This is a genomic window from Streptomyces sp. NPDC028722, from assembly GCF_040637655.1.
Taxonomy (GTDB): domain Bacteria; phylum Actinomycetota; class Actinomycetes; order Streptomycetales; family Streptomycetaceae; genus Streptomyces.
The window spans coordinates 183,969-209,503 of record NZ_JBEZWU010000002.1; the positions used below are offsets into that span (position 1 = coordinate 183,969).

Here is a 25,535-nt window from a genome sequence, read left to right on the forward strand (position 1 = left end):
ACGCACCCCTTGTCGGCGCCCAGTGCGAGGACTTGGGTCAACCGCGGTTGCACCACCCTGGTACTGGACGCATCCCAGGTGACGTACACGGACTCCTCCGGCATCAGCATGCTCATCACGCTGTCGCGCACCCTGGGCCAACGCGCCGACACCCTGAGCGTGGCCGCCCTCAGCGCCCACTACGAGCAGGTGTGGCGCATTCTCGGCCTTGAGGAAGTGTTCCCCGTCTTCCCCACGGTGGACGCCGCCCTCCAGACTCCTGCCGCAGGCGACGTACCCGGGACAGCCGAGGAATGGGCCAATGCCTGACACACCCAGGGAGTCCTGTCCGTCCGGGCTGCGCATGCAGCAGAGTACAGGCGAGAGCCGGACGGGCCTTCTCGATACCCAGGACGTGACCGGCGGCCCAGCGGCCTTGCGGGCGATCCAGGAAGGACGGCCGAGGCATCCGTTGGTTGCATCGGCTCCCTCGGTGACGGTACGGCGACTCGCCGCACCGTGTGTCAGAGTCCGGCAGGTACGACATGCAGGGACATCACGGCTCACCGGGGGAGGAGATTCCCCGTTTGCAGTGACCGAGGCTGGGCACCCAGCGCCCATGGCGACGCGTTCGGTTCCGGTGCGGACCATCCTCGCCACCATCGGTCTGGTGCTCGCCACCTATGCCGTACTCCTGCTGGTGGTGCAGGCTCGCCGGGTCCTGATCTGGGCGGTCATCGCGCTGTTCTTGGCCGTCTCCCTTCATCCCGCGGTCGAGGCGTTGCAGCGACGGGTGCCGCGCTGCCGACGGTCGGTGGCCACCTTGCTGGTCTTCCTGGCCGCGGCCGTGGTCGTCGGCGCGGTGGTCGCCCTGTTCGTCATTCCCCTGGCTCAGGAGGGAGCCCGGTTCGCCGGTCGTCTGCCCGTGATGATCAGGGACGCCCGGGCCGGCCGCGGGCCGGTCGGGGATGTGCTGGAGCGGACTCACGCCCTGCGGTATGTCCAGCACCATCAGTCGCAGATCCGTTCCTTCGCCACCGGACTGGGCACGCCCGTCCTGAAGTTCGTCCGCGGTGCCGCGACCACCGCCGCGGGGACTCTCAGCATTTTCGTCCTGGCCTATCTGATGGTGCTGGAGGGCCCCAAGGCCGTAGACCGGTCCCTGGCCCTCGTGGACGAGGCGCCCGCGGCCCGCATACGCCGCGTCGGAGCCGCGTGCGCCCGTACCGTCAACGGCTATCTGACCGGAAACTTGCTGATCAGCGTCATCTGCGGGGTCCTGACCTACGTCGTACTGGTGGTTTCCGGAGTGCCGTTCGCCGGTCTGCTGGCCCTCTTCGTCGCCGTGACCGACCTCATCCCTCTGGTGGGCGCCACCATAGGGGCCGTCGTCGCATCCGCGGCAGCGTTTCTTCACTCCCTGCCGGCCGGCATCGGAGCCGTCGTCTTCTTCATCGTCTATCAGCAGGCCGAGAACCACCTCCTGCAACCGGTCATCCTGTCGCGGACGGTGAAGCTCAACCCCCTCACCGTGATGCTGGCCATCCTGATCGCCGCTGAAGTCGCCGGGATCCTCGGTGCCCTGCTGGCGATTCCCGTCACCGGCATCATCCAAGTCGTCCTCGGCGACATCTGGGCTCACCGCGGCGGTCGGCCGCTGCGGCTGCCGCTGCGGGCAGACATCAGTGCCGAGAGTCCCGACCGGACCGACGCCCCCGAATGACGGGCCGCGACTGTGTGAGCGGGTTCCCCCTGGATGCGTCGGCCGGCCCAAGAGCCGTCGGTTGCCTGGCCCCGGCCGTCCGTCTTGCCGCAACGTGGCCGCCAACGCCGCCCATCGTGGGCCGACCTATGCGACACCTGGCACGTTTTCCCTGCTAGCGCATTTGCGATCACGGAATACGAGGCGAATAGTCCTGTATATGGAGGGTGGTCGGGATCGCCTCGACGCCCGGGCCGTCGCGTGTGTACCGCGTTCCTCGGCCCGCGCGGACTGTCGGCCGTAAGGGTCCTGCGAGGGGGCCGCCGCGCCGAACGATCTCCGACACGCGGACGCCTGGGCGGGCGGCTCGGCTGGAGCGGGTCCGCTGTGCAGCGTCTGACCCAAGAGCCTGACGACGTGATGACTACGGCGGAGACGAGCGAGCGCCTCGATGGCCGCTGTTGAGGCCGGAGACAGGACGGAAGGAGTCCGCCATGCGGATCGTCGTGGACCTGAACCGCTGCCAGGGATACGCACAGTGCGTGTTCCTGGCCCACGAGGTCTTCCGGCTGAGTGGTGACGAGACGCTCACCTACGAGCCGAACCCGGATGACGAGCAGCGCCTGCAGGTTCAGCGGGCCGCTGCCGCCTGTCCGGTGCAGGCGATCGTGATCGACCGCCTGGAAGGCGCGGAGCGGAGCGTGACGCCATGACCGTACCCGCAATGGTTGCGGAGGTGGTGCGCAGCTTCAGGGCCAACGGCAGGATCGTCATCGTCGGCGCCTCTCTGGCTGGACTTCGGGCCGCTGAAGCGTTGCGTGAGGAAGGTTTCAGCGGGCCTCTGACCATCATCGGGGACGAGCCGTACGAGCCTTACGACCGTCCTCCGCTGTCGAAGCAAGTGCTCAAAGGGTGGGTGCCGGCCGACCACACCAAGCTGCCGCGCCTGCGGGAGGTGGATGCGCAGTGGCGGTTGGGGGTGGCCGCCACCGGGCTGGACCGGGCGACCAAACGTGTGCGTCTGGCGGACGGCGAGGAGGTCCCGTACGACCGGGTGCTGATCGCCACGGGTACCCGCGCGCGCCAGTGGCCCAACCCGGTCGAGGCCGCGCTGGCGGGCGTGTACACGCTGCGCTCGTGTGATGATGCCGCGCGGCTGCAACAGGCGCTGGCCGCGGGGCCGTCACGGGTCCTGATGATCGGTGCCGGGTTCATCGGCTCGGAGATGGCCTCCGTCTGCCGGGAACTCGATCTCCCCGTGACCGTTGCCGAGCGGGGCTCGGCCCCGCTGGTCGGCGCGCTCGGCGGGGTGATCGGGGAGATAGCCGCGCAGATGCAGCGCGACCACGGCGTGGACCTGCGTTGCGGGGTGGGCGTGTCGTCGCTGGAGGGCGACGCCGACGGGCACGTGCGGCGTGCCCGGTTCTCCGACGGGACCAGCATCGAGGCGGACGTGGTGGTGGCATCGCTGGGGTCGATCCGCAATGTGGAGTGGCTGGAGGGCTCCGGGCTGGCCTCCGGTTTCTGGGGTGTGGGCTGTGACGCCGGTGGTCGGGCGTTCGACATCAACGGCGTGGTGACCGACAGCGTCTATGTGGCGGGGGATGTCGCGCGCGCACCCCACGTGCTGTACGAGTACCAGTTCCTGGCGATGGAGCACTGGGACAACGCCGTCCTCGGCGCCCAGGCTGCCGCGCACAACATGGTGAACCTCGAACCCCACTACCGCCCGCACCTGCTGCTGCCCGGTTTCTGGTCCGGCCAGTTCGGCGTCAACATCAAGTCCGTCGGCGTGCCGTCCTTCGGCGACGAGATCGTCTTCACGCAAGGGTCGGTCGAGGAGCGCCGCTTCGCCGCCGCCTACGGCCGCCGGGGCCGCATCGTCGGCGCCGTCACCTTCAATCAGGGCAAGTGGCTGGAACACTACGGGCGGCTGATCGAGGAATCGGGCCCCTTCCCGCCCCCGCCACCGCGCTGGGACCTGCCCGACGACACCAAGCCGATGCCCGCGCGGTTCCCGGAACCGGGCGTCCCGACCGCGATACCCGAAGTCGTCCTGACCGGCCACGACCCGAGCGAGCGCAGTGCCGTGTTCCGGCCCCGAAGCTGAGGCACCTCTCGCGGTGAAGCGACCGACCGTACCGCGCAACAGGGAAGAAGAACACCACCATGGCCGAGGAAACGCCCTGGCAGCAGTCCCTCCGCTACGCCAACCGCGCCAATCCGTACCCCTTCTACGAAGAGCTGCGCAAGACCCCGGTGGCGCGGCAACCGGACGGCTCGTACGTCGTCAGCACGTATCGAGAGGTCGTCCAGTTGCTGCACGACCTGCGCGTCACCTCGGATCCCAGGAAACGCCCCGCGCAGTACCAGCTCGCCAACCCCTTCCAGGGATCGATCATCAACGTGGATCCGCCCGAGCACGACCTGGACCGCCGCCGGATGATGCGGCACTTCGGGCCGCCCGAGTGTCCTCATCTGGTCGCTGACTTCGAGCCCGAGATCCGCCGCCTCACCGCCGAGCTGCTGGACCGGATGAAGGGCAAGACGCGGATCGACCTCGTCGACGAGTTCGCCTTCCCGCTGCCCGCGACCATGATCTGCAAGGTGCTGGGCGTGCCGCTGGAGGCCATACCGCGTTTCCACGAGTGGATCGAGACGGCCCTGGACGGAATCGATTTCGGCCCGGAGGCGAACGACCCGGAGCAGCAGCGCCGGGCGCAGAGCGTCCCCGAGGCGGTGACCGGACTCCGGCAGTTCCTGGCCGACCTGCTCCGCCAGTACGCCGAGCAGCCCGGACCGGGCATGTACTCGGCGATGGTCAACGACGACGGCCCCGAAGGGCGCTTGCCCGAGGACGTGATCATCAGCGACGCGATGCTGCTGCTCTTCGCCGGACACGAGACCTCGGTCAACCTGATCGCCCACAGTGTGCTCACCATGCTGCGCCACCCCCACATCTACGAGCAGCTGCGCCGCCGGCCGGACCTACTCGTGCCGGGGATCGAGGAGTTCCTGCGCCTGGAGTCGTCCGTTCAGATCTGGCACACCCGGGCAGCGCTGGAGGACATCGACATCGCCGGCACCACCATCCCCAAGAACTCGCCCGTCTTCATCGCCTACGGCTCGGCGAACCGCGATCCCCTACGATTCGAGAACCCCGACGAGCCGCACCTCGAACGCCCCGACAACCAGCACGTCGGCTTCAGCCAGAGCATCCACTACTGCTTCGGCGCGCCGCTCGCGCGGCTCGAGGTCCAGATCGCCCTCGGCGAGTTCCTCCGCCGCGTGGAAAACCCGCGGCTCGTCGAGGATCCGCCGGTGTACCGCCGCAACCAGATCTTCCGCGGCCCCCGCCACGTCCTCCTCGACCTCGACGGAATCCGTGACTGACCAGCTCGCGTGAGGACGCGCCATGAGGGCTTTTCAACTGGTCGAGTGGCAACGACCACCCGAGCTGCGCGAGGTTCCGGTCCCCGAGCCCGGGCCGGGGCAGATCCTGGTCAAGGTCGCGGGCGCCGGCGCCTGCCACTCCGATCTGCACATCATGCAGGCACCCCCGCCCGCGGACGGCACCATGCTGCCCTTCACGCTCGGCCACGAGAATGCGGGGTGGGTGAAGACCCCGGGACCGGGCGTCGCCGGCTTCGCGCCCGGAGAAGCGGTGATCGTCTACGGTCCGTGGGGCTGCGGGCTGTGCGTCAACTGCCGGGAAGGGCGGGAGAATTACTGCCAGGTGACCGGCGGCCTGGGCGGCGGTCTCGCCGGCCACGACGGCGGCATGGCCGAGTACCTGCTGGTGCCGGCATCACGCTTCCTGATCCCGCTGGGCGCCCTCGATCCCCGCGAGGCGGCTCCACTCAGCGACGCGGGGCTGACCAGCTATCACGCCGTCAAACGGTCGCTGCACCTGCTGGGGCCCGGCTCCACCGCGGTGGTGATCGGGGCGGGCGGCCTGGGCCAGATGGCCGTCCAGATCCTGCGAGCGCTCACCGCGGCGACCACCGTCGTCGCCGTCGACACCGACGCCGGCAAGCTGGAGACCGCCAAGCGCATGGGCGCCGACGAGGCGCTGCTTTCGGGCGACCAGGCGGTGACGCGTATCAAGGACATGACGCGGGGTCAGGGTGCTGAGCTCGTCCTTGACATGGTCGGTGTGGAGCCGACGCTGCGGATGGCCGCTCAGGTGGCTCGGGTGCTCGGGCACCTGACCGTCGTGGGTCTGGGCGGCGGGGCCCTCGCCGTCGACTTCTCGAGCCCCCCGCACGAGTGCTCGGTCGCCTCGCCCTACTGGGGCTCCGTCCCGGAACTCGTGGAAGTGGTCACCCTCGCCCAGCAGCGGAAGATCAAGATGCTGGTCGAGCACTTCCCCCTGGAACGCGCCGCTGAGGCGTACCAGCTGCTGCACGACGGCAAGATCCGAGGACGCGCCGTAGTCACCCCCCTGGTATGAGTGCCGGTGCCCTCTCGCCCGGGGCAAGCGTGTGCATCACGCCGCGACGGCGTCGGCGGGCAGGTCCTGCTCGGCCCAGACGATCTTGCCACCCGTGGCGGAACGCGAGCCCCACCTCCGGGAGAGTCGAGCCACGAGGGAGAGGCCGCGGCCGTTCTCTTCCAGCACTAGGGGTTGCCGTGAGCGTGGGTGACTGGTGCTGTTGTCGAAGACTTCGCACGTCAGAACCTTGTGCTGGATCAGCCGCAGATGGATCGGGGCGCCGCCGTACCGGATGGCATTGGTGACCAGTTCGCTGACGATCAGCTCCACGGTGGCTGAGAGATGCTCCATCCCCCATGCGCTGATCTGGTCGCCGACCATGCGTCGGGCGGTGCGTACGGCCGTCGGGTCGTTCGGCAGCTCCCAGGACACGACCCGGGTCGCCGGCAATGCGCGGGTGCGTGCGAGGAGCAAGGTGACGTCGTCGGAGTGTGTCTGGGCGGGCAGGGTGTCGATCACTGCCGAGCACATGTCCTCCAGAGACTGGTTGGGTCCTGAGAGGGCGGCGCCCAGCCGGTGCATGCCGACGTCGAGGTCGTCGTCACGGGTTTCGACAACCCCATCGGTGTAGAACGCGAGCACACTTCCCTCGGGAATCTCGAGTTCCACGGACTCGAAGGCGAGCAGACCGAGGCCGAGGCCGAGCGGTGCGCCGGCGGGCATGTCGGGGAAGGTGACACGGTCCTGCGCGTCGATGATCGCGGGCGGGGGATGCCCGGCCCGCGCCATCGTGCACCGCAGGGTGACCGGGTCGTAGACGGCGTACAGGCAGGTGGCGCCCACCACGGCGGGGACGTGGCCCCCACTGTCGGCGTCTTCCTCCCCCAGTCGCCGCACGGTGTCGTCAAGATGTGCCAGCAGTTCGTGGGGAGGCAGGTCCAAGTCCGCGAGCGTACGGACGGCGGTGCGCAGCCGGCCCATGGTGGCCGCGGCGTTGATGCCGTGCCCCACCACGTCTCCGACCACGAGGGCCACCCGGGCGCCGGACAGCTCGATCACGTCGAACCAGTCGCCCCCCACCCCGTGCTCCATGTCGGCCGGCACGTAGCGCGAGGCCACCTCGACGGCGTCGCCGCCTCGCACCCGGTGGGGGAGCAGGTCACGTTGCAGCGTGAGGGCGGCGGTGCGTTCGCGCGTGTACTGGAGCGCGTTCTCCAGGCAGAGCGCGGCCCGGGTGACGAGCTCCTCGGCGAGGAGCAGGTCGTCCTCCTGGAACGGCGTCGGCTCCGCGGAGCGGGCGAACAGCGCCAGACCCAGGACGCTGTGCCGAGCGCGGATGGGGACGACCATCAGGGAGTGGATTCCGTGGTCGCGCACCTTCTGCGCCCGGGCCGGGTCATCGTCGACCCAGGGGCCCGCACCGGTGTCGAGCACCGGTTCCAGGTGTGACCTGCCCGTGCGCAGGGCGGCGGCGAAGGACGAGGCCGGGTGGGCGTGGATGACCTGCTCGCGTACGAAGGGCTGCCTCGGGACATTCGGGTCGATGGTGGCCAGCCCGGCACGGCGCAGCAGCGGCGTTCGGCCGCTCGGCGTGACGGTCCCCACCGAGGGCTCCAGACCGAGGGGCACCGACTCCACCAGGTCGACGAGAACGTGGTCGGCCAGCAGGGGTACGGCCAGGTCGGCCAGCTCCTGCCCGGTCCGCATGACGTCGAGGGTGCTGCCGACGTGTGTACTGGCCTCGCTGAGGATGGCGAGGCGCTCGCGGGACCGCCGGTTGCCGGTGACGTCCACGGTCATGGAGCACACCCCCACCGGCAAGCCGTCCGCGCCCTGGAGGCAGAAGAACAAGACCGAGAACGCGTGCTCGCGGCGCCGGACGGCGGGCGGCCATGCCCGGTACTCGTGGATCATGGTGCGGCCGCTCTCCAGTACCTGCCGCATGACCACCTCGAGCGCCCCGGCCTCGAAAGAGGGCAGCCAGTCCTCCAGGCCGCTTCCGATGCGCCGCTCGCGGGGAGTGCCGTCCTGACGCTCCTTGGCGTCATTGACCCAGGTGCAGCGCAGCTTACGGTCGAAGACGGCGATGCCGATCGGCGAGTGGGAAAGAAGCGAGTCCCGCACCGGCCCGTCGGCCGCTCCGGACGACAGTGTGCCGATGTCGGTCACGAACACCAGCCACCGGGTGTCGGCGTCCTGTCCCCGCAGCATCGAGACCCGCAAGGTCATTCTGAGCGTATGGCCGTCGCGGTGGCGGACCGGCACGGTGCCGGACCAGTCCTCCTGGCCACGGCACTGCTCCGCGAACGTCGAACTGGCAGGGGCGTCCACAGGAGGGGCCAGGACACCGTCGGCGGACCGCCCCACCACCTCACCGGCCGCGTACCCGACGAGCTGCTGCGCGGCCTCGGTCCATCCCACCACCGTTCCTGACGCGTCCAGCATCGCTATTGCTGCGTCGGGCTTTTCTGCGGGGCTCACCGGTGAGGCGGGTGATGTCCGGTCAGTGTGCGTCATCTTGTTCATCCCATCGGGCGGAGGTGAGGCGCTGTCGGCATGTGCCGATTTGAGCACTTCTGATGAAATAGTCAGATACGAGGACTTTGGTGTCAAGGGCCAGAACTGATCGAACCATCAGGTATGACCTGGCGGTGGACGTCCGGCGATACCGTCCTTATGATGAAAGGATCAATTCTGCTAGTTCCGTCATGGTGCATGCCGATGTCCGTCACAGGCAGCAATCGCTTCGAACGCCGCAGGTCCCAGACCCGGCAGGCGCTCGTCCATGCCGCGCGGGAGATCCTGGCCGAGTCCGGCGACACCAGCACCAGCATCCGGACCATCGCGGAGCGTGCGGACGTGGGCTTCGGGTCCTTCTACAACCACTTCACGTGCAAGCCAGACCTCTTCGACGCGGCCGTGGCCGATGCGCTGGAGGAGTACGCCGAAGCCATCGACGACCGCCTGCACGGCGTCGACGATCCCGTCGAGCGCCTCGCCGGCAGCATGCGACTCAGCGCACGCATGGCCGGATCGCGCCCGGACATCATGCGGATCCTGTGCCACAGCGGACTCGGTCGCCTGTGCGCGGGCCCCGGACTGGCTCCGCGCGCGAAGCGCGACATGGAGCAGGGCATGGCCGCGGGCCGTTTCACGGCGGTCGACCCGGTCCTCGCCCTGGCCGCGCTGAACGGCAGCCTGCTGGCGCTCCTGCAACTGTGGTTCACCCAGCCGCAGGCCGACAGCGACCAAGCCGCGAGCAGGGTGGTCGAGATGCTGCTGCACCTGCTGGGCCTCTCCGCGGACGAGGCCCGCGACCTCGCCCGACGACCCCTTCCGGGGACATCCTCATAGCTGGAGGGGCCGGTGGCGCGGGAGGGGGGGCAGCGTGCCGAGGGCGACCCGCCGTCAGCCCAGGGCGCGGTCGAGATTGAAGGCCGCGCTGATGAGGGCGAGGTGGGTGAACGCCTGCGGAAAGTTGCCCAGTTGCTCCCCGGTGTGGCTGATCTCCTCCGCGTACAGACCGACATGGTTGGCGTAGGTGAGCATCTTCTCGAAGGCCAGGCGCGCTTCGTCCAGGCGCCCGGCCCGGGTGAGCGCCTCCACGTACCAGAAGGAGCATATGGAGAAGGTGCCTTCGTCGCCTTCGAGCCCGTCGGGGCTGGCCTCGGGGTCATAGCGCCAGACCAGGGAGTCGGAGACCAGTTCGTCGCCGAGGGCGTCGAGCGTGGACAGCCACACGGGATCGTCGGGTGCGATGAACTTGGTCAGCGGCATCATCAGCACCGCCGCGTCCAGCACGTCGCCGTCCTCGTGCTGGACGAACGCCTGCCGGGTGGACGACCAGCCCTTTTCCATGATCCGCCAGTAGATCGCGTCGCGGACGGGGGCCCAGCGGCCGAGCTCGGCGGGAAGGCTCCGGTGGTGGGCGATGCGGATCGCACGGTCGATGGCCACCCAGCACATCAGCCGGGAGTAGAGGAACTTCTTGCGCCCGCCGCGGGTCTCCCACACGCCCTCGTCCGGCTGGTCCCAGTGCTCGCAGACCCAGTCCACCAGCGCGCACACCGCACGCCAGCGTCCGCTGGAAAGAGGCCGGCACCACTTGTCGTACAGGTACACGGAGTCGATCAGGGCGCCGTAGATGTCGAGTTGCAGTTGGGAGGCGGCGCCGTTGCCGACCCGCACGGGAGCCGAGCCCCGGTAGCCCTCCAGATGGGGCAGCTCGGTCTCGGGCAGTTCGGAGCGTCCGTCGATGCCGTACATGATCTGGAGCGGCCCGGACGGCCCGTCCGCACGCCGCTCGGTGTGCTGGGTGAGGAACCCCAGGAACGCTTCGGCCTCCTCGGCGAAGCCGAGCCTGAGCAGCGCGTAGACGGCGAACGCGGAGTCGCGCACCCACGCGTAGCGGTAGTCCCAGTTGCGGCCGCCGCCGATCTGCTCGGGCAGGCTGGTGGTGGGGGCTGCCACGATCGCGCCGGTGGGCACGTAGGTGAGGAGTTTGAGGGTGAGCGCGGAGCGGTGCACCATCTCCCGCCACCGGCCGCGGTACCGGGACTGGTGCAGCCAGCGCCGCCAGAACGCGACCGTGGCTGTGAACTCCCGCTCGGCCTCGGCGTGCGGGCAGGCGTCCGGCGGAGTGTCATGAACGGCCCGGCTCAGGGTGAAGACCGCCGTCTCGCCCTGGGAGAGGGCGAACCGCGTCCGGACGTCCTTCCCGTCGGACTCCAGCGGCACCGTGGCGGTCAGCGTGAGCGACAGCGCCTCGGACGTGAACAGGGCCGCGCCTTCGTGTATCCGCAGGGTGTGCGGTTGGGTGCCGTAGCCGAACCGGGGTGCCACCCTGGCCCGGAACGGAATGGTGCCGCGGACGCACACCACCCGCCGGATCAGTCTGTGGCGGTCGCACCGCACGGAGTCCGCCACCGGCATGAAGTCCTGGACCTCGCCGAGCCCGTCCTCGGTGAAGAACCGGGTGATCAGCACATTGGTGTCCGGGAAGTAGAACTGCTTCGTGCTGGCCGGCGCGGCGGCGGACAGCTCGAACGCGCCGCCCCGGTCCGCGTCCAGAATGGCGGCGAAGACGCTCGGGGAGTCGAAGGAGGGACAGCAGTACCAGTCGATGGTTCCGTCGGTGCCCACCAGGGCCGCCGTGCGCAGGTCCCCGATCAGGCCGTGCTCGGCGATCGGCAGGTAGGGGGCCGATGTGGACCGTGTCGGTGCTCCGGACATCGCAGCAGCCTCCTTCGTGCTCCTGCCTCCACTGTGGTCCTTCCTGATCGCAGGGGCATCAGGGCGGCCGGGTGAAGGCACCGAGCACCCGGCTGCACGGGGGGAGACGGCCGAGGCACGAGATCAGCCACCGGCCCGGGCGACGTGGTTCTCCACGCCGACGATCGCGGCGTCCAGCGCACAGCTGAACATCGTGTCGATCGTGTCCTGTGGAGGCCGGGAGGGGTCTTCCCCGTCGGGGCCGGCCGGTGCCGGAGGCAGGGTGGTCCACCGCTGCAGTGCCCCGTTCAGTTCGCCGACCAGGAGACCGGTGAACACCGCGCACAGAGTCGCTGCCACGCGCGGGATCTCCGAGACCGGAAGCCTCGCTGCGGACAGGACGTCGACGAGTCCCTGCCAGAAGGGATCCTCCGGCTGGATGTAGTCGGGGCGTGCGAAGGAGTAGCCCATGAGCTTCGGGTGCCGCAGCGACAGTTCGCGGAAATCCAGGGCGAGTTCGCGCAGACGGTCCTGCCAGGCGATGTCCTCCCGCTCACCCGCGCGGAACTGGGAGCCGACGCGTTGGGCGACGCCGCGCAGCACCGCGTCCTTGTTCGGCACATGGTGGTACAGCGACATCGGGTTCGCGTCCAGCGCCGCCGCGAGCTTGCGCATGGTGAGCGCCTCGACCCCGTCGGCGTCGATGAGCCGCAGCGCCATGGCGTAGATGCCGTCCTCGGTGAGCGGTACGTCCCTCTTCCGCGTCCCCCGGGGGGCCTTCCTTTGCTTTTCCATACGGCGTATGTTATCACTGAAAGCAGTTCCATACGGTGTATGGAAAGTGGGATGTGGCCGCATCGACGGCCCTCTCCCGTATCGACCGGCGCCCTTGCCCGCCCTCCTCCCCCCTCGAAGGAGCAAGCCGTGACCACACCTTCCATGAACGACCTGCGCCCCCTCCGCGCCCCGCGCGGGGTCCCCCTGCTCAGCCCCACGCCGCAGATCCCCGACACCAACCCGGTCGCGTACTTCGGCGAGCTGTCCAAGCAGCTCCCCGAGGGCATCTTCAGCATGGACATCGCCGGTGAGACGAACGTCTGGGTCTACGACCCGGATCTGGTCGCCGAGGTCTGTGACGAGACCCGCTTCGGAAAGCCGATCTTCGCGCCGCTGAGCCATGTCCGGGACTACACCGGAGCCGGCCTGTTCACGGCCGCCGACGACGAGGAGGTCTGGGGCATGGCGCACCGGGTCCTCATGCCCGCGTTCAGCCAGCGGGCCATGAAGGGCTACTTCGGGCAGATGCTGGAGATCGCCGAGAACCTGGTGGGCAAGTGGGAACACAAGGAGGGGCGGCCGGTCAAGATCACCGACGACTTCACCCGGCTCACCCTGGACACGATCGCCCTGTCAGGGTTCGGCTACCGGTTCGACTCCTTCGACAAGGAAGAGCTGCACCCCTTCCTCAACGCACTGCTGGAGGCGCTGGTCGAGTCCATGCGGCGCTCGCAGGAGCTGCCGTCGATGACCGCGCTGCGGGTGGACGACGACAAGCGGTACCGGGCGAACATCCAGCTGATGCGGGACCTGGTGGAGAGCGTCATCAAGGAGCGCCGTCAGAAGAGGAGCAGCGGTGAGGAAGACCTGCTGGGCCTGATGCTCCAGGCCGTCGACCCGGAGACCGGCAAACCGCTGGACGACGAGAACGTCCGCGACCAGGTGGTGACGTTCCTGATCGCCGGACACGAGACCACCAGCGGTCTGCTGTCGTTCGCGACGTACTCGCTGATGCGCAACCCGCACGTACTGGCCCAGGCGTACGCCGAGGTGGATCGGGTGCTGCCGGGCGACACGGTCCCCGACTACGACACGATCATGAAGCTGGACGTCATCCCGCGGATTCTGGAGGAGACCCTGCGCCTGTGGGCTCCCATCCCGCAGATCATGAAGGCCCCGCTCGAGGACACCGTCATAGGCGGCCGCTACGAGCTGAAGCAGGGTACGAAGACGAACCTGCTCATGGGCCCGCTGCACACCCACCCCGACGCGTGGGACCGGCCGCACGAGTTCGACATCGACCGGTGGCTGCCGGAGAACCGCGCCCAGCACCACCCGCACGCGTACAAGCCGTTCGGCAACGGCCGGCGCGCCTGCATCGGCCGCCAGTTCGCGCTCACCGAGGCACGGCTGGCCCTGGCGCTGGTGCTGCAGAAGTTCAAGTTCTCCGACACCACCGACTACAAGATGGACGTGCGCGAAGCGCTCACGCGCAAGCCCGGCGACTTCGAGCTGGTCGTGCGGACCCGGCAGGCACACGAGCGGGCCGTCTTCGGCACGGTGGACGTGCAGGACGACGCCACCCGGCAGCAGGCCGCGGTGAGCGGTGTCGGGGTCGACCTCACCGTCGCCTACGGCTCCAGCCTCGGATCCAGCGAGGACCTCGCCCGCGCGATCGCCGACCGCAGTGAGCGCTCCGGGTTCGCCACCACTCTGACCAGCCTGGACGAGCTGGGTGACAACCTGCCCACCGAGGGCCTGCTCGTGGTCGTCGCCGCCAGCTACAACGGCAAGGCGCCGGACAACGCCCAGCGCTTCGACGACCTGCTCGCCACCGGACTGCCCGAGGGCTCACTGTCGAACGTACGGTTCGCGCTCCTCGGCGCCGGCAACACCCAGTGGGTCGCGACCTACCAGGCGTTCCCCAAGCGGATCGAGGAGGGCCTGCTGGCCGCCGGCGCCACCCCGGTCATCGAGCGGGGCACCGCGGACGCTGCCGGCGACTTCGACGGCATGGCCACCCGCTGGATGGACACCCTGTGGGCCACCCTGGCCGAGGAGTACGCCGCCGACACCTCCGACGACGGCGCGCCGCGCTACCAGGTACAGCTGCTGACCGAGGCCGACGTGCGTCCCGCGATCGTCTCCGAGCAGGCTTACCCGCTGACCGTGATCGCCAACGAGGAACTCGTGGCCGACGCGACCGGCCTGTGGGACTTCCAGATCGAGCCGCCTCGCCCGTCCGCGAAGTCCATCACCGTCGAGCTCCCCGAGGGCGTCACCTACGACACCGGCAACCACCTCGCCGTCTTCGCCAAGAACGAACCGGCTCTCGTGGGCCGCGCGCTGGCGCGGCTCGGCGTCGAGCACCACCAGGTGCTGCGGCTCGACCAACCCGCAGGCGGCAGGACGCACCTGCCGGTCGGCGTACCGATCACCGCCGGGATCCTGCTCACCGAGTTCCTGGAGCTCCAGGACGTGGCCACCCGCACCCAGGTGCGGATCCTCGCCGAGCACACCCAGTGCCCGTGGACCCGGCCGCAGCTGGAGGCGTACACCGCAGACACCGAGGAAGCCCAGGCGCTGTACCAGAAGGAGATCCTCGGCAAGCGGATCTCCGTACTGGGCCTGCTGGAGCGCTTCCCCGCGGTCGAACTGCCGCTGGCGGTGTTCCTGGAGATGATGGGGCCGATCCGTCCCCGCTTCTACTCCATCTCCTCCTCCCCGCTGGCCAACCCGCGCCACGTACGCCTGACCGTCGGCCTCCTCGAAGGCCCGGCGCTGTCCGGTGACGGCCAGTACCGCGGCCTGTGCTCGTCCTACATCGCCGGCCTGGAACCCGGAGACGTCTTCTTCGGCTACGTCCGCGTGCCCTCCCCGCCCTTCGCCCCGCCCGCCGACCCTGTCACTCCGCTGATCCTCATCGGCCCCGGCACCGGCATCGCACCGCTGCGCGGCTTCCTGGAGGAGCGGGCCTGGCAGCAGGAGAACGGTACCCAGGTCGGCCTTGCCCAGGTCTTCGTCGGCTGCCGGCACCCGGAGCACGACTACTTCTACCAGCAGGAGATGCAGGACTGGGAGCAGGCGGGAATCGCCCAGGTGCACACCGCCTACTCCGCGGTCACCGGCCACCCGGCACGCTTCGTGCAGAACGCCGTCACCGCTGCCTCCGACACCGTCTGGCAGGCCATCCAGGACGGCGCGTACATCTACGTCTGCGGTGACGGCCGCCGTATGGCGCCCGCCGTGCGCGAGGCCCTGGCCGCCGTCCACCGCCGGCACACCGGCAGCGACGACGAGGCCGCCCAGCGGTGGCTCGCCCAGCTGGAAGCGGACGAGCGCTACCAGCAGGACGTCTTCGCCTGACCCCCGCACACCGGGAGGCGTGCGGCGCCACCTGCCGCCCCGCACGCCTCCCGGCCCCCACCCCCACACGGCACGACCCGGCACCACCGGCCCGACCGGCCGGAACGTGCCGCTCACAGAAAGCGGATCCCCATGGACACCATGCTCGCCGGACGTTTCCACGTGGACACAAAGAAGTTCCTCGTGGAAGAGGTCCCCGTCCCCGTGCCCGGCCCGGGCGAGGTACTCGTCGAGGTCAAGGCCGCCGGCGTCTGCCTCTCGGACGTCCACCTGATCGACGGGACCCTGCCCCCGCTTTTCCTCTCCTCCGACACCGTCACCGTCGGCCACGAGGTCTCCGGCGTGATCCACACCCCCGGCCCTGGACTCAAGCGTGGCCTGACCGTCGGCACCCGCGTCACGCTGGAAGCCGGCAAGGCATGCGGTCAGTGCGCCGCCTGTGCACGCCGACGCCCGTGCACCCAGGTCCGTACCGCCGGCATCGACTACGACGGCGGCTGGGCCCAGTACATGGTCACCCCCGAGGAGACCCTCGTCCCCATCCCCGACAGCCTCCCGTTCGACCAGGCCGCGATCATCCCCGACGCGGTTTCCACCCCGTACGCAGCCGTCGTGGCCACCGCTGGCGTCCGCCCGGCCCAGTCCGTGGGCGTGTGGGGCGTGGGCGGAGTGGGCGCGCACAACGTACGCCTCGCCCGTTTGGTCGGAGCCGCGCCGATCATCGCCGTCGACCCGTTGCCCGGCGCCCGTGAGCGTGCCCTCGCCTTCGGCGCGGATCTCGCCCTCGACCCGGCCGCCCCCGACTTCGCCGACCAGGTCCGCGCGGCCACGGCCGGACAGGGCCTGGACTTCGCCTTCGACTGCGCCGGTGTGCCCGCCGTCCGCGAGCAGGCGGCCTCCGTACTCGGCATGGGCGGCTGCCTGATCCTGGTCGGCATCACACCCAGGCCGCTGACCATCACCGAGGGCCTGACCTTCAACTACATGGCCAAACAGGTCCGCGGCCACTACGGCGGCACCCCCGAAGGCGTCTACGAGCTGGTGCGGCTGGCCGCGGGCGGCCGCCTCGACCTGGCCCCCTCCATCACCGACCACATCCCGCTCGCCGAGGCCGCCGACGCCGTCAACCGGCTGGAGAACAAGATCGGCGACCCGGTCCGCCTCATCCTCGTCCCCTGACACCCGTCCAGTAGGGCCCAATGCCACCTCGGGCAGGGGTGAGTGGGCGCCGGCGCTTGAGGGAGCGCCGGCGCCCACGGCTTTCCGCAGTGACCCGGAAGTGGAGAAGAAGGTCATGCAGCTGACCGGCACCCTCGGCGGCACTCCGCAGCGCAGCGATGCTCGCTCGACCCGAGCACGTATCCTCACGACCGCCCGGCAGCGCCTGCGGGACGACCCCGACGCGAGTCTCGACAGCATCGCTCGGGCGGCCGGCGTCGCGCGGCGCACCCTCTACTGGCACTTCTCCACTCGGCAAGCGCTGGTCGACGCCTTGACACAGGAAGCAGACCAGGCGCTGCGACAGGCGTTCACGGCGGCCAGGGTGCCGGGTGCCGACTCGCTGGAGGCGTTGGCGCGCACGGCCCTGGCGGCATGGGCGGTGGGCGACCAGTACCACATGCTCATCTCCATGGGACGCCGCCGTCTCGGGGAGGACACGATCCGCGCCATCCTGGCACCGACCCGCGAAGAGGCCGTCGCCACAGTGCGACGTGGTCAGGAGGAAGGCGTTTTCGCGGACCATGTCCCCGCGACTGTTCTCGCCCCGGCGCTGGAAGCACTGCTGCTGGCCCTCGCCGCCGAGAACGCCGCGTCGAGCTGGGCGGATCCCACGGGCGAGGGTGCGGCGACCGCGCTCCTCGTCGCAACGGGAGTGGCGCCAGAGGAAGCTGCGCTGCGCGTTCGGAACGTTCTGCGGGAGTCGGACGAGCACTGACGGTGTTCCGGTACCGCCGCGGTCCGCATGAACGCTTCGGCAGCCTCCGCCTCTCGACGTCAGGAGGGGTGGGGCAGTGGGCGCCGGGTGACCTCGTATGCGTCCGCCGCGGGGACGCCGAGCATGCGCAGGACCATTTCGGCGAGGTCGGAGGCACTTTCGTCGCCGTCGAGGTCGGGGCGGGCCAGCCGCAGTGCCACGAGGGACATCAGGGTGCCGCCCACCGCGGACAAGGCGGTGGTCGCGTTGGCGCAGGTGAAGCGGCCCGAGGCGATGCCAATCTCCAGGTCGCGCAGGGCTCGCGGGGCCAGGCCGCGGTCGGAGTGGATGTGGGCCAGACCGCGGTCGCGCAGGATCCGCAGAAGCTCGGGGTGGGAGTCGGCCATCTGCGCCGTGAGCCGGAAACCCGCCGCGACCAGCTCGGCCGGGTCGTCGATCCCTTCCACCCGCTCGTCGATGACCCGGCCGAACTCCTCCAGGGCGTCCGTCACCGCCGCGTCGAAGAGCTCCGTCTTGGACTCGAAGTGGTTGTAGAAGGAGCCGAATCCCACGTCCGCGCGCTCGGCGATGGCCTGGATGCTGGCGCTGGTGTCCCCGGTCTCCGCGAGGATCTGCCGGGCCGCGCGGACGAGTGCCTGCCGGGTCTCGGCGCGGCGTCGCTCGAAGCGGTTCTTGGGCGGGGCTGACGTCGGCATGCGGAGAGTGTAACAACCGACGCGATGAGTCTGCCATTACTGATGGGATCATCAATTATTTGGGCTCACCCTATTGACGATGAGTAACAGCAAAGTTGATGATTTTCTCATTACGGCAGTGTTGCTTGGAGGACACCATGTCCCACACCCCCGTCCACCGGGCTGATCCCACAACGCCGCATCAGGACCTGCACAGCGAGCTGGGCGCCCTGCGCGGTGAGCACCCCGGACGCGCACGGAATCCCGTGATCAAGGTGGCCGACCTGGCCTGGCTGGAGTTCGAGAAGCCGGACCTGGACCGGGCCGAAGTGTTCGCGCGGGACTTCGGCTTCGCGATCGCCGCCCGCACCGCGGGCGAGCTGTGGCTGCGCGGCACGTTCGTGGGCTCACCCTGCATGGTCATCCGGCGTGGCAGTACGTCCCGGTTCATCGGCCCGGCGTTCCGCGCGGCCGAGAGCGCCGATGTCGACCGGCTGGCCCGCGCGGTCGGCCACACGGTCCGGGACATCGACGTACCGGGCGGTGGCCGGTCGGTCGCCCTGCTCGATCCCTCCGGTCTGCCGCTCCGGGTCGTCCACTGCGCCGAGCTGCCCGCGCTGCCCGAACCGCCGCCGCTGACTCTCAACACCGGCATCGGACACCGTCGTACGAACGCCACCCAGCGTCCGCCCCGCGAGCCGTCCCGTATCCAGCGGCTGGGCCACGTGGTGCTGGAGACACGGCTGTTCACCCGGACCCTGAACTGGTACCTGGACACGCTGGGCATGATCGTGTCCGACTTCCTGTTCCTGGACGGGCAGCGCGAGCGCGGGCCGACCATGGCGTTCATCCGCTGCGACCAGGGCGGCACGCCCGTGGACCACCACACCCTCGCCCTGCACCTGGGGCCCGGAAACGGCTACGTCCACTCCGCCTACCAGGTCACCGACCTCGACGCGATCGCCGCCGGCGGCGAGTACCTCGCCGAACGCGGCTACCGGCGCAGCTGGGGGATCGGCCGGCACATCCAGGGCAGCCAGCTCTTCGACTACTGGCGCGACCCCGACCACTTCATGCTGGAGCACTTCGCCGACGGCGACCTGTTCTCCTGCGACCTCGAACCCGGATGGGCGCCGATGTCGGCGAGCGGCCTGGCCCAGTGGGGGCCTCCCGTCACCCGCGATTTCCTCGGCACCAATCCGTCCCCCGCCAAGCTCCGCGAGGTCATGACGGCCCTGCGCGGCGACAACGAACTCGACCCCGCACGCCTGCTGGGCCTGATGAAAGCGATGAGCTCATGAGCACCAATGTTCTGCGCACCACGGACGGCTGGTGGGTCGTACGGGGTGAGCACGCCCTCCGTGTCGACACCAAGGCGGTCACCACCGCCGAACTGCTCGCCGACCGCGACGCGGTCCGCGAGGCCGCCACCTCCGCCTCCGCCGAGAGCGGCGCGCCCGTCGCCGACCTGGTGGCCCTGCCTCCGGTCACCACCCCCTGCCGGCTGGTCGCCCAGATGGTCAACTACCGCAGCCATGCCCGCGATTCCGGCTTCCGCGGCGACATCCCGCCCACCTTCTTCCGCAAGGCGTCCGGCTCGGTCAGCGGCCCGCACGAGGACATCGTCCGCCCCGACCATGTGAAGTTCCTCGACTACGAGGTGGAACTCGGCCTCGTCATGGGCGCATCGCTGCCCGTGGGCACCCTCGTGGAGGAGCGCGACCTGCCGCGCTACGTCGCCGGGCTGGTCCTGACCAACGACGTCAGCGCACGCGACGTCCAGCTGACCAAGACCCAGTTCTACGAGAGCAAGTCCTACCCGACCTTCACACCGACGGGTCCGTACCTCGCCCTGCTGGAGCCCGAGGACTTCGCCCACCTGCTGAACCTGCGGCTCCGGCTGTCGGTCAACGGCGTACCGCGTCAGGACCGCACGCTCGCCGACATGATCGTACGGCCCGCGCAGGCGCTCACCCTGCTCGCCCGCTTCCAGACCTTGGACCCCGGCGACCTGCTGCTGACCGGCACCCCGGGCGGCACGGCTCTCAAGGCCCCGCCCAAGCCGGTCGAGAAGATCGGTGCGCTGCTGCCGCCCGCGATGAAATGGAAGGCGTTCTTCAACAGCCAGGCCAAGAACCCCCGTTACCTGCGCGACGGCGACCTCGTCACCGCCACGATCGCCACCCCCGACGGGCGCATCGACCTGGGCGAGCAGCGCACCGCCGTGGCGGACGCGACATGAGCGCCGCACCCCACAGACCGGTGGTGATCATCGGCGCGGGACCCGTGGGGGTCACGGCCGCCCTCCTGCTCGCCCGGCGCGGCGTGCCCAGCCTGCTCCTCGAACGGCACCGGGACGTCTACCCCCTGCCGCGGGCCGTCGTCGTGGACGACGAGGTCCGCCGCATCTTGCAGAGCATCGGCGTCCACAACGAGTTCGCCGCCCTCGCCCGCCCGGCGCGCGGGCTGCGGCTTCTGGACTCCCGGCGCCGCCTGATCACCGAGTTCCCGCGGTCCCTCCACGGCCACCACGGCTTCCCGCAGACCAGCATGTTCGACCAGCCCGAACTGGAACGCCTGCTGCGCGACGCCCTGGCGCGCCGCCCGGAGTGCGAGCTGTGGGGCGGGGTGGAGGTCGTGGCCGTCACCCAGCCCGCCGACGGCAGGGGAACGGTCCGGGTCGCCTTCCGCCGCGACGGCAGCGACGACGAGGAACATGTGTGGGCCGATGCCGTCCTCGGCTGCGACGGCGCGGGCAGCCTCACCCGTGACGCCATCGGTGCCGTATGGGAGGACCTGCACTTCGAGGAGAGCTGGAGGGTCGTCGACGTGCGCACCAGCCTCCCGGTGCGCACCTGGGAGGGCGCCGAGCAGATCTGCTGCCCCACCCGGCCGGCCACCTTCATGCGCGTCAGTGAGGACCGCTACCGCTGGGAGTTCCGCCTGCCCGACGGCGAGCACCTGGACGGCCCGGGCGGGCCGGCGCGCCTGCGCGAGCTGGTCGCCCCCTGGGTGGACCCGCCGCCCGACGCGTCGCCGGGCGACGACTTCGAGGTGATCCGGCAGGCGCAGTACACCTTCCGCGCCCGCCTGGCCGACCGGTGGCGCCGGGGACGCGTCTTCCTGCTGGGCGACGCGGCCCACCTCACCCCGCCCTTCGTCGGTCAGGGGCTGTGCGCGGGACTGCGCGATGCCCGCAACCTGACCTGGAAGCTGGCCCGGGTTCTTCAACAGGGCTCGCACGAATCGCTGTTGGACACCTACGAGCGTGAGCGCAAACCGCACGCCCGCCATGTGATCCGGGTGGCGGTCGCCGTCGGCTGGGCGATGACCGGTGGCCAGGACCGCGCCGCGGCGGTTCGCCGGGCCGTCGTGGGTGCGGCCTGCCGCATCCCCGGTGTGACCGCGGCGGTGAGCCGCGACCTCAGCCCCGCCCTGGCCGCCGGCCCCCTGGTGCGCCGCCGCGCCCGGCTGACGGGCCGCACGCTGACCGGCACCTTCTGCCCGCAGCCCTGGGCGCGTGTCGACGGCAGGCAGGTGCGCCTGGACGACGTCCTCGGAGACTCCTTCGCCGTCCTGACCGCCGTCCCGCCCGCTCCGCGGGTCGCGGCCGTGGCCACGGCACTGGCCGCGCCCACGATCCACGTCGACGGCCTCGGTGACGACGGCACACTTGCGGCGTGGCTGGCGAGCGGCCGGGCCGACGCCGTGTTGCTGCGCCCCGACCGTGTCGTCCTCGACACCGTCCCCGCCGGTGCCGGCGACTTCACGGGAACCGCCGCTTGGGCCCCCCTGCTGCACACGGCCCGCCACACCGCCATGGACCCGCCCGTCCCTCTGTCGAGGAGCACCACAGCATGACCGCCCCGCACCCCACGCCGTATCCCGAACCCTTCTTCACTCCCGACCCGAACTCGGCGGCAGACAGCCGCATCACGGACTTCGCTCGATGGGCGGCCCGCCACCAGGGCGCCGAAGCGATCCAGGATCCCACGGACTACCAAGCTCTCTACCGCTGGTCCGTCACCGACCTGGAAGGGTTCTGGGCCGCGGTGTGGGAGTACTTCGGCATCGACGCGACCACTCCGTACGAGCGGGTGCTGGCCGAGGACACCATGCCCGGCGCCCGCTGGTTCCCCGGCGCCACCCTCAACTACGCCCACCACGCACTTGGCAACCTGCACCCGGACGCTCCCGCGATCACCGCGCTGGACGAGACCGGAACCGGCTACGAGATCACGGGCCGGGAACTGCGCGCCCGGGTCGCCTCCGTCGCCGCCACCCTGCGCGACCTGGGCGTGGAAAGGGGTGACCGGGTGGTGGGTTACCTGCCCAACACCCCCCACGCCATCATCGCCTTCCTCGCCACCGCCAGCCTGGGCGCGGTCTGGTCGGTGTGCGGCCAGGACTACGCGCCCCAAGCCGCTGCCGACCGCTTCACCCAGCTCGAACCCACGGTCCTCGTCACCGCGAACGGCTACCTCTTCAACGGCACCACCCACGACCGCCGCGCCGCCTCGCTCCACCTGGCCCGCACCCTGCCGACGCTGAAGGCCACGGTGCTCGTGGAGCATGTGGGCCTGGCGTGGCCCGAGGACGGGCACCCGGGGCTGACGGTTCCCTGGGAAGACGCGGCCACCTGCACCGAGTACCTCACCATCGCCCCCGTCCCCTTCGACCACCCGCTGTGGATCGTCTTCTCCTCCGGCACCACCGGCCTGCCCAAGGGCATCGTCCACGGGCACGGAGGTGTCCTGCTGGAACACCTCAAGATCCTCGCCCTGCACAGCGATCTGGGCGTCGGGGACCGCCTGCTGTGGTACACGACCACCCACTGGATGATGTGGAACCTGGTCGTCTCCACCCTGCTGACCGGCGCCACCACCTGCACCTACGACGGCAGCCCCGCGCCGGTCGAGCGGCCGGACCTGCTGTGGGAACTGGCCGCCCGTCACAAGGTCACCGTCTTCGGCACCAGCCCCCAGTACCTGCTGGCCATGGCCAAGCTCGGCGTCGAACCCTCCGCACACGACCTTTCGGCCGTCCGCGCCATCGGCTGCACGGGCTCCGCACTGCCCGCCTCTGCCTATCCCTGGGTCCGCGACCACGTGGGCGCCCGCATTCAACTGGCTTCTACCAGCGGCGGCACCGACGTCGTCTCCGGCTTCGCCGGCAGCGCCCCCACCACCCCGGTGTGGGCGGGGGAGCTGTCCGCCCCCAGCCTCGGCGTAGCGCTGACGGCGTACGACGGCTCAGGCCAACCGGTCGTCGATCAGGTCGGCGAACTGGTCGTCACCCGGCCCATGCCGTCCATGCCGCTGTCCTTCTGGAACGACCCCGACGGCAGCCGCTACCGCGACGCCTACTTCAGCGCCTACCCCGGCGTGTGGCGGCACGGCGACTGGATCACCCTCACCTCCCATGGCTCGGTGATCGTCCACGGCCGCTCCGACGCCACCCTCAACCGCAACGGCGTCCGCCTGGGCAGCGCAGACATCCACGACATCGTCGAACACCTCCCCGAGATCACCGAGGCCCTCGTCATCGGCGCGGAGGAACCTGACGGCGGCTACTGGATGCCCCTGTTCGTCGTCCCCGCGCCCGGCGTCAGCCTGGACGACGCCCTGCGCGAGAAGATCCGCGAGGCGATCCGCACCGGCGCCTCACCCCGCCACGTCCCCGACGAGATCCTCGCCGTACCGGCCATCCCGCACACGCGCACCGGCAAGAAACTCGAGGTTCCTGTCAAGCGCCTCCTCCAGGGCGCCCCCGCCGAGCAGGTCCTCAACCCCGCAGCGGTCGACTCCCCCGAACTGATCGACATCTTCGCCCGGCTCGGCGCCGAGCGGCGCAAGCGGTCGACACACCTCTCATGACCCTCGGCCGGGAACCACAGGTCCAGGTGACCACACCGCGATTCCGTACCCCGCCCAGCTCGTGCGGGTCGGAGAGCCCGCCCCGGCACCACACCATCCGCACAGCCAAGTAAGAGAGACACCGTGAGTACAACCCACCGCGAACCGCAGGCTCTCGATGTCCTGGACGACGCCGGGCGAAAGCTGCTGTTCACCGAGGCCCGCACCGCGAACACCTTCGCTGAGACGGCCGTCACCGACGGCGAACTCGCCATGATCTGGGAACTCGCCCGCTGGTCGCCGAGCGCCGCCAACGGTCAGCCCCTGCGCGCGCTCTTCGTGCGCACCGGCGAGGGTAAGGAGCGACTGGCCCGGCATCTCGACGAGGGCAACAGGGAGAAGACGCTTCAAGCGCCGGCCGTGGCGGTCCTGGCGTACGACGTCGACTTCCACGAGCAGATGCCGACGGTCTTCCCGGCCCGTGGGGAGATGCTGCGGGCGGCGTTCACCGACCAGACAGAGAAACGGGAGACCCTCGCGGGCTACAACTCGGCATTGCAGACCGGGGTCTTCCTGCTCGCCGTGCGAGCGGCGGGTCTCGCGGCCGGTCCCATGGCCGGTTTCGACAAGGCGGGGGTGGACGCGGAGTTCTTCGCCGGTACCGGCTGGCGTTCGCATCTGGTGGTCAACATCGGTCACCCCGGTGCCGACCCGTGGTTCCCGCGGCTGCCCCGCGTACCCGTCGAGGACGCCATCGCCTGGGCCTGACGACGCCGCCCGGTCGCGCAGCAGCGACTGCCTCGTGCCTCCTCCACCCCGCAGTGCTTGCGCGTCTGATGACCTCCACGCCACTCCGCTCTGTCTCATCGCATTGATCTCAGCCCCTGTTGGGGGCTTGAAGGGGGCTCCGGCCTGGTGAGGTGCTCACGGCCGCGAGGGTGGCGTCCGTGTCGAGCCCGGCGGGGCCGCGGCGCGACCGTGCCGGGGCCGGGAAGCGACGAGCGCACATCGGCAGGCTCAGGCGCCTGCACGGTGGCGGTTCGTCGTTGTCACCGTTTGCTGCCCCGCTGATCGTTGGACCATTGAGCGCGATGCTGAGGGTGTCGATGGCGTCGCGCTGGAAGTCGGACGTGGGCGTAGACAGTGGCGGTGACGCCGCTGTAGGGGTGGCTGAGGAGCTCCTTGATCACGACGAACGCGACACCCTGCTCCAGTGGCCAGCTGGAGATCTCCGAACTCCGCTTCGTGCCGTTCGAAGAGATCGAGCAGTTGCCGATGCTTCACATACGGCAACGTCGAATGACTGGCGGGCAGCGGCAGTTGATGGAAGTTGCCGAGGAGGCAGCCAACTGGGATGTCGGGGAGCCGTCGAGCACGGTGCAGGGCCTGTTCGATCAAGTCGGAGCCGCGTCGAAACCGAGTACCCGCTGCGGCGGGAGTCGCTGGGCGAGGACCAGACTGTTCGTACCGGGGAGTCCGGCCGCACAGGCTCGCCCGGTGATCGAAGAGGCGGCTCAAAGGGGCTGGCGGCTTCCGGGACTTCGGGCTCACGTGAGACGCAAGGTAAATAACCCACCATTTTTTCTGTAAGCCCTTTGTG

The 25,535-nt window shown here is 70.0% G+C and carries 19 protein-coding genes; 15 read left to right on the forward strand and 4 right to left on the reverse strand.

Going from position 1 to position 25,535, the window contains the following annotated elements:
• Positions 1 to 78 precede the first annotated feature (78 nt).
• The 6 genes from AB0F03_RS03555 (at position 79) to AB0F03_RS03580 (ending at position 6,134) form a co-directional block, all read left to right on the forward strand.
• The gene (locus AB0F03_RS03555; protein WP_361986115.1) at positions 79 to 309 is read left to right on the forward strand and encodes an STAS domain-containing protein; all 231 of its coding nucleotides are present in this window, start codon (positions 79 to 81) and stop codon (positions 307 to 309) included.
• 289 nt (positions 310 to 598) lie between these two features.
• Complete coding sequence (locus AB0F03_RS03560; protein ID WP_361986117.1) at positions 599 to 1,702, forward strand: AI-2E family transporter; 1,104 nt, start codon at positions 599 to 601, stop codon at positions 1,700 to 1,702.
• Positions 1,703 to 2,175: 473 nt separating this feature from the next.
• Positions 2,176 to 2,394, forward strand: coding sequence for a ferredoxin (locus AB0F03_RS03565; RefSeq protein ID WP_352218551.1), 219 nt, complete (start codon positions 2,176 to 2,178; stop codon positions 2,392 to 2,394).
• Positions 2,391 to 3,791 carry an FAD/NAD(P)-binding oxidoreductase gene (locus AB0F03_RS03570; protein WP_361986119.1) on the forward strand — a complete coding sequence of 467 codons (1,401 nt, stop codon included), beginning with the start codon at positions 2,391 to 2,393 and terminating at the stop codon, positions 3,789 to 3,791. Before AB0F03_RS03565 ends, AB0F03_RS03570 begins: the two co-directional genes overlap by 4 nt.
• A 59-nt stretch (positions 3,792 to 3,850) precedes the next feature.
• Complete coding sequence (locus tag AB0F03_RS03575) at positions 3,851 to 5,074, forward strand: cytochrome P450 (RefSeq protein WP_361986120.1); 1,224 nt, start codon at positions 3,851 to 3,853, stop codon at positions 5,072 to 5,074.
• Positions 5,075 to 5,096: 22 nt separating this feature from the next.
• A complete protein-coding gene (locus tag AB0F03_RS03580; protein ID WP_361986122.1) occupies positions 5,097 to 6,134 on the forward strand; it encodes an NAD(P)-dependent alcohol dehydrogenase in 1,038 nt (345 codons plus the stop codon).
• 36 nt (positions 6,135 to 6,170) lie between these two features.
• Here the strand turns inward: AB0F03_RS03580 and AB0F03_RS03585 are convergent, their stop codons facing one another.
• A complete protein-coding gene (locus AB0F03_RS03585; protein ID WP_361986124.1) occupies positions 6,171 to 8,642 on the reverse strand; it encodes a SpoIIE family protein phosphatase in 2,472 nt (823 codons plus the stop codon).
• Positions 8,643 to 8,837: 195 nt separating this feature from the next.
• Between AB0F03_RS03585 and AB0F03_RS03590 the strand changes: the two genes are divergently transcribed.
• The gene (locus AB0F03_RS03590; RefSeq protein WP_361986126.1) at positions 8,838 to 9,470 is read left to right on the forward strand and encodes a TetR/AcrR family transcriptional regulator; all 633 of its coding nucleotides are present in this window, start codon (positions 8,838 to 8,840) and stop codon (positions 9,468 to 9,470) included.
• Positions 9,471 to 9,524: 54 nt separating this feature from the next.
• On the opposite strand, the gene AB0F03_RS03595 is transcribed toward AB0F03_RS03590, so the two are convergent.
• The gene (locus AB0F03_RS03595; RefSeq protein WP_361986127.1) at positions 9,525 to 11,348 is read right to left on the reverse strand and encodes a glycoside hydrolase family 15 protein; all 1,824 of its coding nucleotides are present in this window, start codon (positions 11,346 to 11,348) and stop codon (positions 9,525 to 9,527) included.
• Between the two features lie 123 nt (positions 11,349 to 11,471).
• Positions 11,472 to 12,122, reverse strand: a complete 651-nt coding sequence (locus tag AB0F03_RS03600; RefSeq protein ID WP_361986129.1) for a TetR/AcrR family transcriptional regulator — start codon at positions 12,120 to 12,122, stop codon at positions 11,472 to 11,474.
• Positions 12,123 to 12,251: 129 nt separating this feature from the next.
• Here AB0F03_RS03600 and AB0F03_RS03605 point away from each other — a divergent pair, with 129 nt between their 5' ends.
• The 3 genes from AB0F03_RS03605 to AB0F03_RS03615 all read left to right on the forward strand — a co-directional run bounded on the left by AB0F03_RS03605 (position 12,252) and on the right by AB0F03_RS03615 (position 17,406).
• The gene (locus tag AB0F03_RS03605; protein ID WP_361986131.1) at positions 12,252 to 15,470 is read left to right on the forward strand and encodes a cytochrome P450; all 3,219 of its coding nucleotides are present in this window, start codon (positions 12,252 to 12,254) and stop codon (positions 15,468 to 15,470) included.
• Between the two features lie 132 nt (positions 15,471 to 15,602).
• Positions 15,603 to 16,649 carry a zinc-binding dehydrogenase gene (locus AB0F03_RS03610; protein ID WP_361986133.1) on the forward strand — a complete coding sequence of 349 codons (1,047 nt, stop codon included), beginning with the start codon at positions 15,603 to 15,605 and terminating at the stop codon, positions 16,647 to 16,649.
• 100 nt (positions 16,650 to 16,749) lie between these two features.
• Positions 16,750 to 17,406: a TetR/AcrR family transcriptional regulator gene (locus AB0F03_RS03615; RefSeq protein ID WP_361986135.1), complete on the forward strand. Its 657-nt coding sequence runs from the start codon at positions 16,750 to 16,752 to the stop codon at positions 17,404 to 17,406.
• A 59-nt stretch (positions 17,407 to 17,465) separates the two neighbouring features.
• Here the strand turns inward: AB0F03_RS03615 and AB0F03_RS03620 are convergent, their stop codons facing one another.
• Positions 17,466 to 18,101 (reverse strand): TetR/AcrR family transcriptional regulator, encoded by a 636-nt coding sequence (locus AB0F03_RS03620; protein ID WP_361986137.1) that lies wholly within the window; start codon positions 18,099 to 18,101, stop codon positions 17,466 to 17,468.
• Between the two features lie 137 nt (positions 18,102 to 18,238).
• Between AB0F03_RS03620 and AB0F03_RS03625 the strand changes: the two genes are divergently transcribed.
• The 5 genes from AB0F03_RS03625 (at position 18,239) to AB0F03_RS03645 (ending at position 24,703) form a co-directional block, all read left to right on the forward strand.
• Positions 18,239 to 19,381: a VOC family protein gene (locus AB0F03_RS03625; RefSeq protein ID WP_361986139.1), complete on the forward strand. Its 1,143-nt coding sequence runs from the start codon at positions 18,239 to 18,241 to the stop codon at positions 19,379 to 19,381.
• Entirely contained in the window at positions 19,378 to 20,322 is a 945-nt protein-coding gene (locus tag AB0F03_RS03630) for a fumarylacetoacetate hydrolase family protein (RefSeq protein WP_361986141.1), read from the forward strand. The genes AB0F03_RS03625 and AB0F03_RS03630 overlap by 4 nt, the downstream gene beginning before the upstream one ends.
• A complete protein-coding gene (locus AB0F03_RS03635; protein WP_361986143.1) occupies positions 20,319 to 21,941 on the forward strand; it encodes a bifunctional 3-(3-hydroxy-phenyl)propionate/3-hydroxycinnamic acid hydroxylase in 1,623 nt (540 codons plus the stop codon). Before AB0F03_RS03630 ends, AB0F03_RS03635 begins: the two co-directional genes overlap by 4 nt.
• On the forward strand, positions 21,938 to 23,956 hold the full coding sequence (locus AB0F03_RS03640) for an acetoacetate--CoA ligase (protein WP_361986145.1): 2,019 nt from the start codon (positions 21,938 to 21,940) through the stop codon (positions 23,954 to 23,956). The genes AB0F03_RS03635 and AB0F03_RS03640 overlap by 4 nt, the downstream gene beginning before the upstream one ends.
• Before the next feature lie 123 nt (positions 23,957 to 24,079).
• The gene (locus AB0F03_RS03645) at positions 24,080 to 24,703 is read left to right on the forward strand and encodes a malonic semialdehyde reductase (RefSeq protein WP_361986147.1); all 624 of its coding nucleotides are present in this window, start codon (positions 24,080 to 24,082) and stop codon (positions 24,701 to 24,703) included.
• Positions 24,704 to 25,535: the final 832 nt, after the last annotated feature.

What these genes read in the sequence shown, in the direction of transcription:
- AB0F03_RS03560 (WP_361986117.1), top strand. Translation starts at nt 599, where the DNA reads ATGGCGACGCGTTCGGTTCCGGTGCGGACCATCCTCGCCACCATCGGT.
- AB0F03_RS03565 (WP_352218551.1), top strand. Translation starts at nt 2,176, where the DNA reads ATGCGGATCGTCGTGGACCTGAACCGCTGCCAGGGATACGCACAGTGC.
- AB0F03_RS03570 (WP_361986119.1), top strand. Translation starts at nt 2,391, where the DNA reads ATGACCGTACCCGCAATGGTTGCGGAGGTGGTGCGCAGCTTCAGGGCC.
- AB0F03_RS03575 (WP_361986120.1), top strand. Translation starts at nt 3,851, where the DNA reads ATGGCCGAGGAAACGCCCTGGCAGCAGTCCCTCCGCTACGCCAACCGC.
- AB0F03_RS03580 (WP_361986122.1), top strand. Translation starts at nt 5,097, where the DNA reads ATGAGGGCTTTTCAACTGGTCGAGTGGCAACGACCACCCGAGCTGCGC.
- AB0F03_RS03585 (WP_361986124.1), bottom strand. Translation starts at nt 8,642, where the DNA reads ATGAACAAGATGACGCACACTGACCGGACATCACCCGCCTCACCGGTG.
- AB0F03_RS03590 (WP_361986126.1), top strand. Translation starts at nt 8,838, where the DNA reads ATGTCCGTCACAGGCAGCAATCGCTTCGAACGCCGCAGGTCCCAGACC.
- AB0F03_RS03595 (WP_361986127.1), bottom strand. Translation starts at nt 11,348, where the DNA reads ATGTCCGGAGCACCGACACGGTCCACATCGGCCCCCTACCTGCCGATC.
- AB0F03_RS03600 (WP_361986129.1), bottom strand. Translation starts at nt 12,122, where the DNA reads ATGGAAAAGCAAAGGAAGGCCCCCCGGGGGACGCGGAAGAGGGACGTA.
- AB0F03_RS03610 (WP_361986133.1), top strand. Translation starts at nt 15,603, where the DNA reads ATGGACACCATGCTCGCCGGACGTTTCCACGTGGACACAAAGAAGTTC.
- AB0F03_RS03620 (WP_361986137.1), bottom strand. Translation starts at nt 18,101, where the DNA reads ATGCCGACGTCAGCCCCGCCCAAGAACCGCTTCGAGCGACGCCGCGCC.
- AB0F03_RS03625 (WP_361986139.1), top strand. Translation starts at nt 18,239, where the DNA reads ATGTCCCACACCCCCGTCCACCGGGCTGATCCCACAACGCCGCATCAG.
- AB0F03_RS03630 (WP_361986141.1), top strand. Translation starts at nt 19,378, where the DNA reads ATGAGCACCAATGTTCTGCGCACCACGGACGGCTGGTGGGTCGTACGG.
- AB0F03_RS03635 (WP_361986143.1), top strand. Translation starts at nt 20,319, where the DNA reads ATGAGCGCCGCACCCCACAGACCGGTGGTGATCATCGGCGCGGGACCC.
- AB0F03_RS03640 (WP_361986145.1), top strand. Translation starts at nt 21,938, where the DNA reads ATGACCGCCCCGCACCCCACGCCGTATCCCGAACCCTTCTTCACTCCC.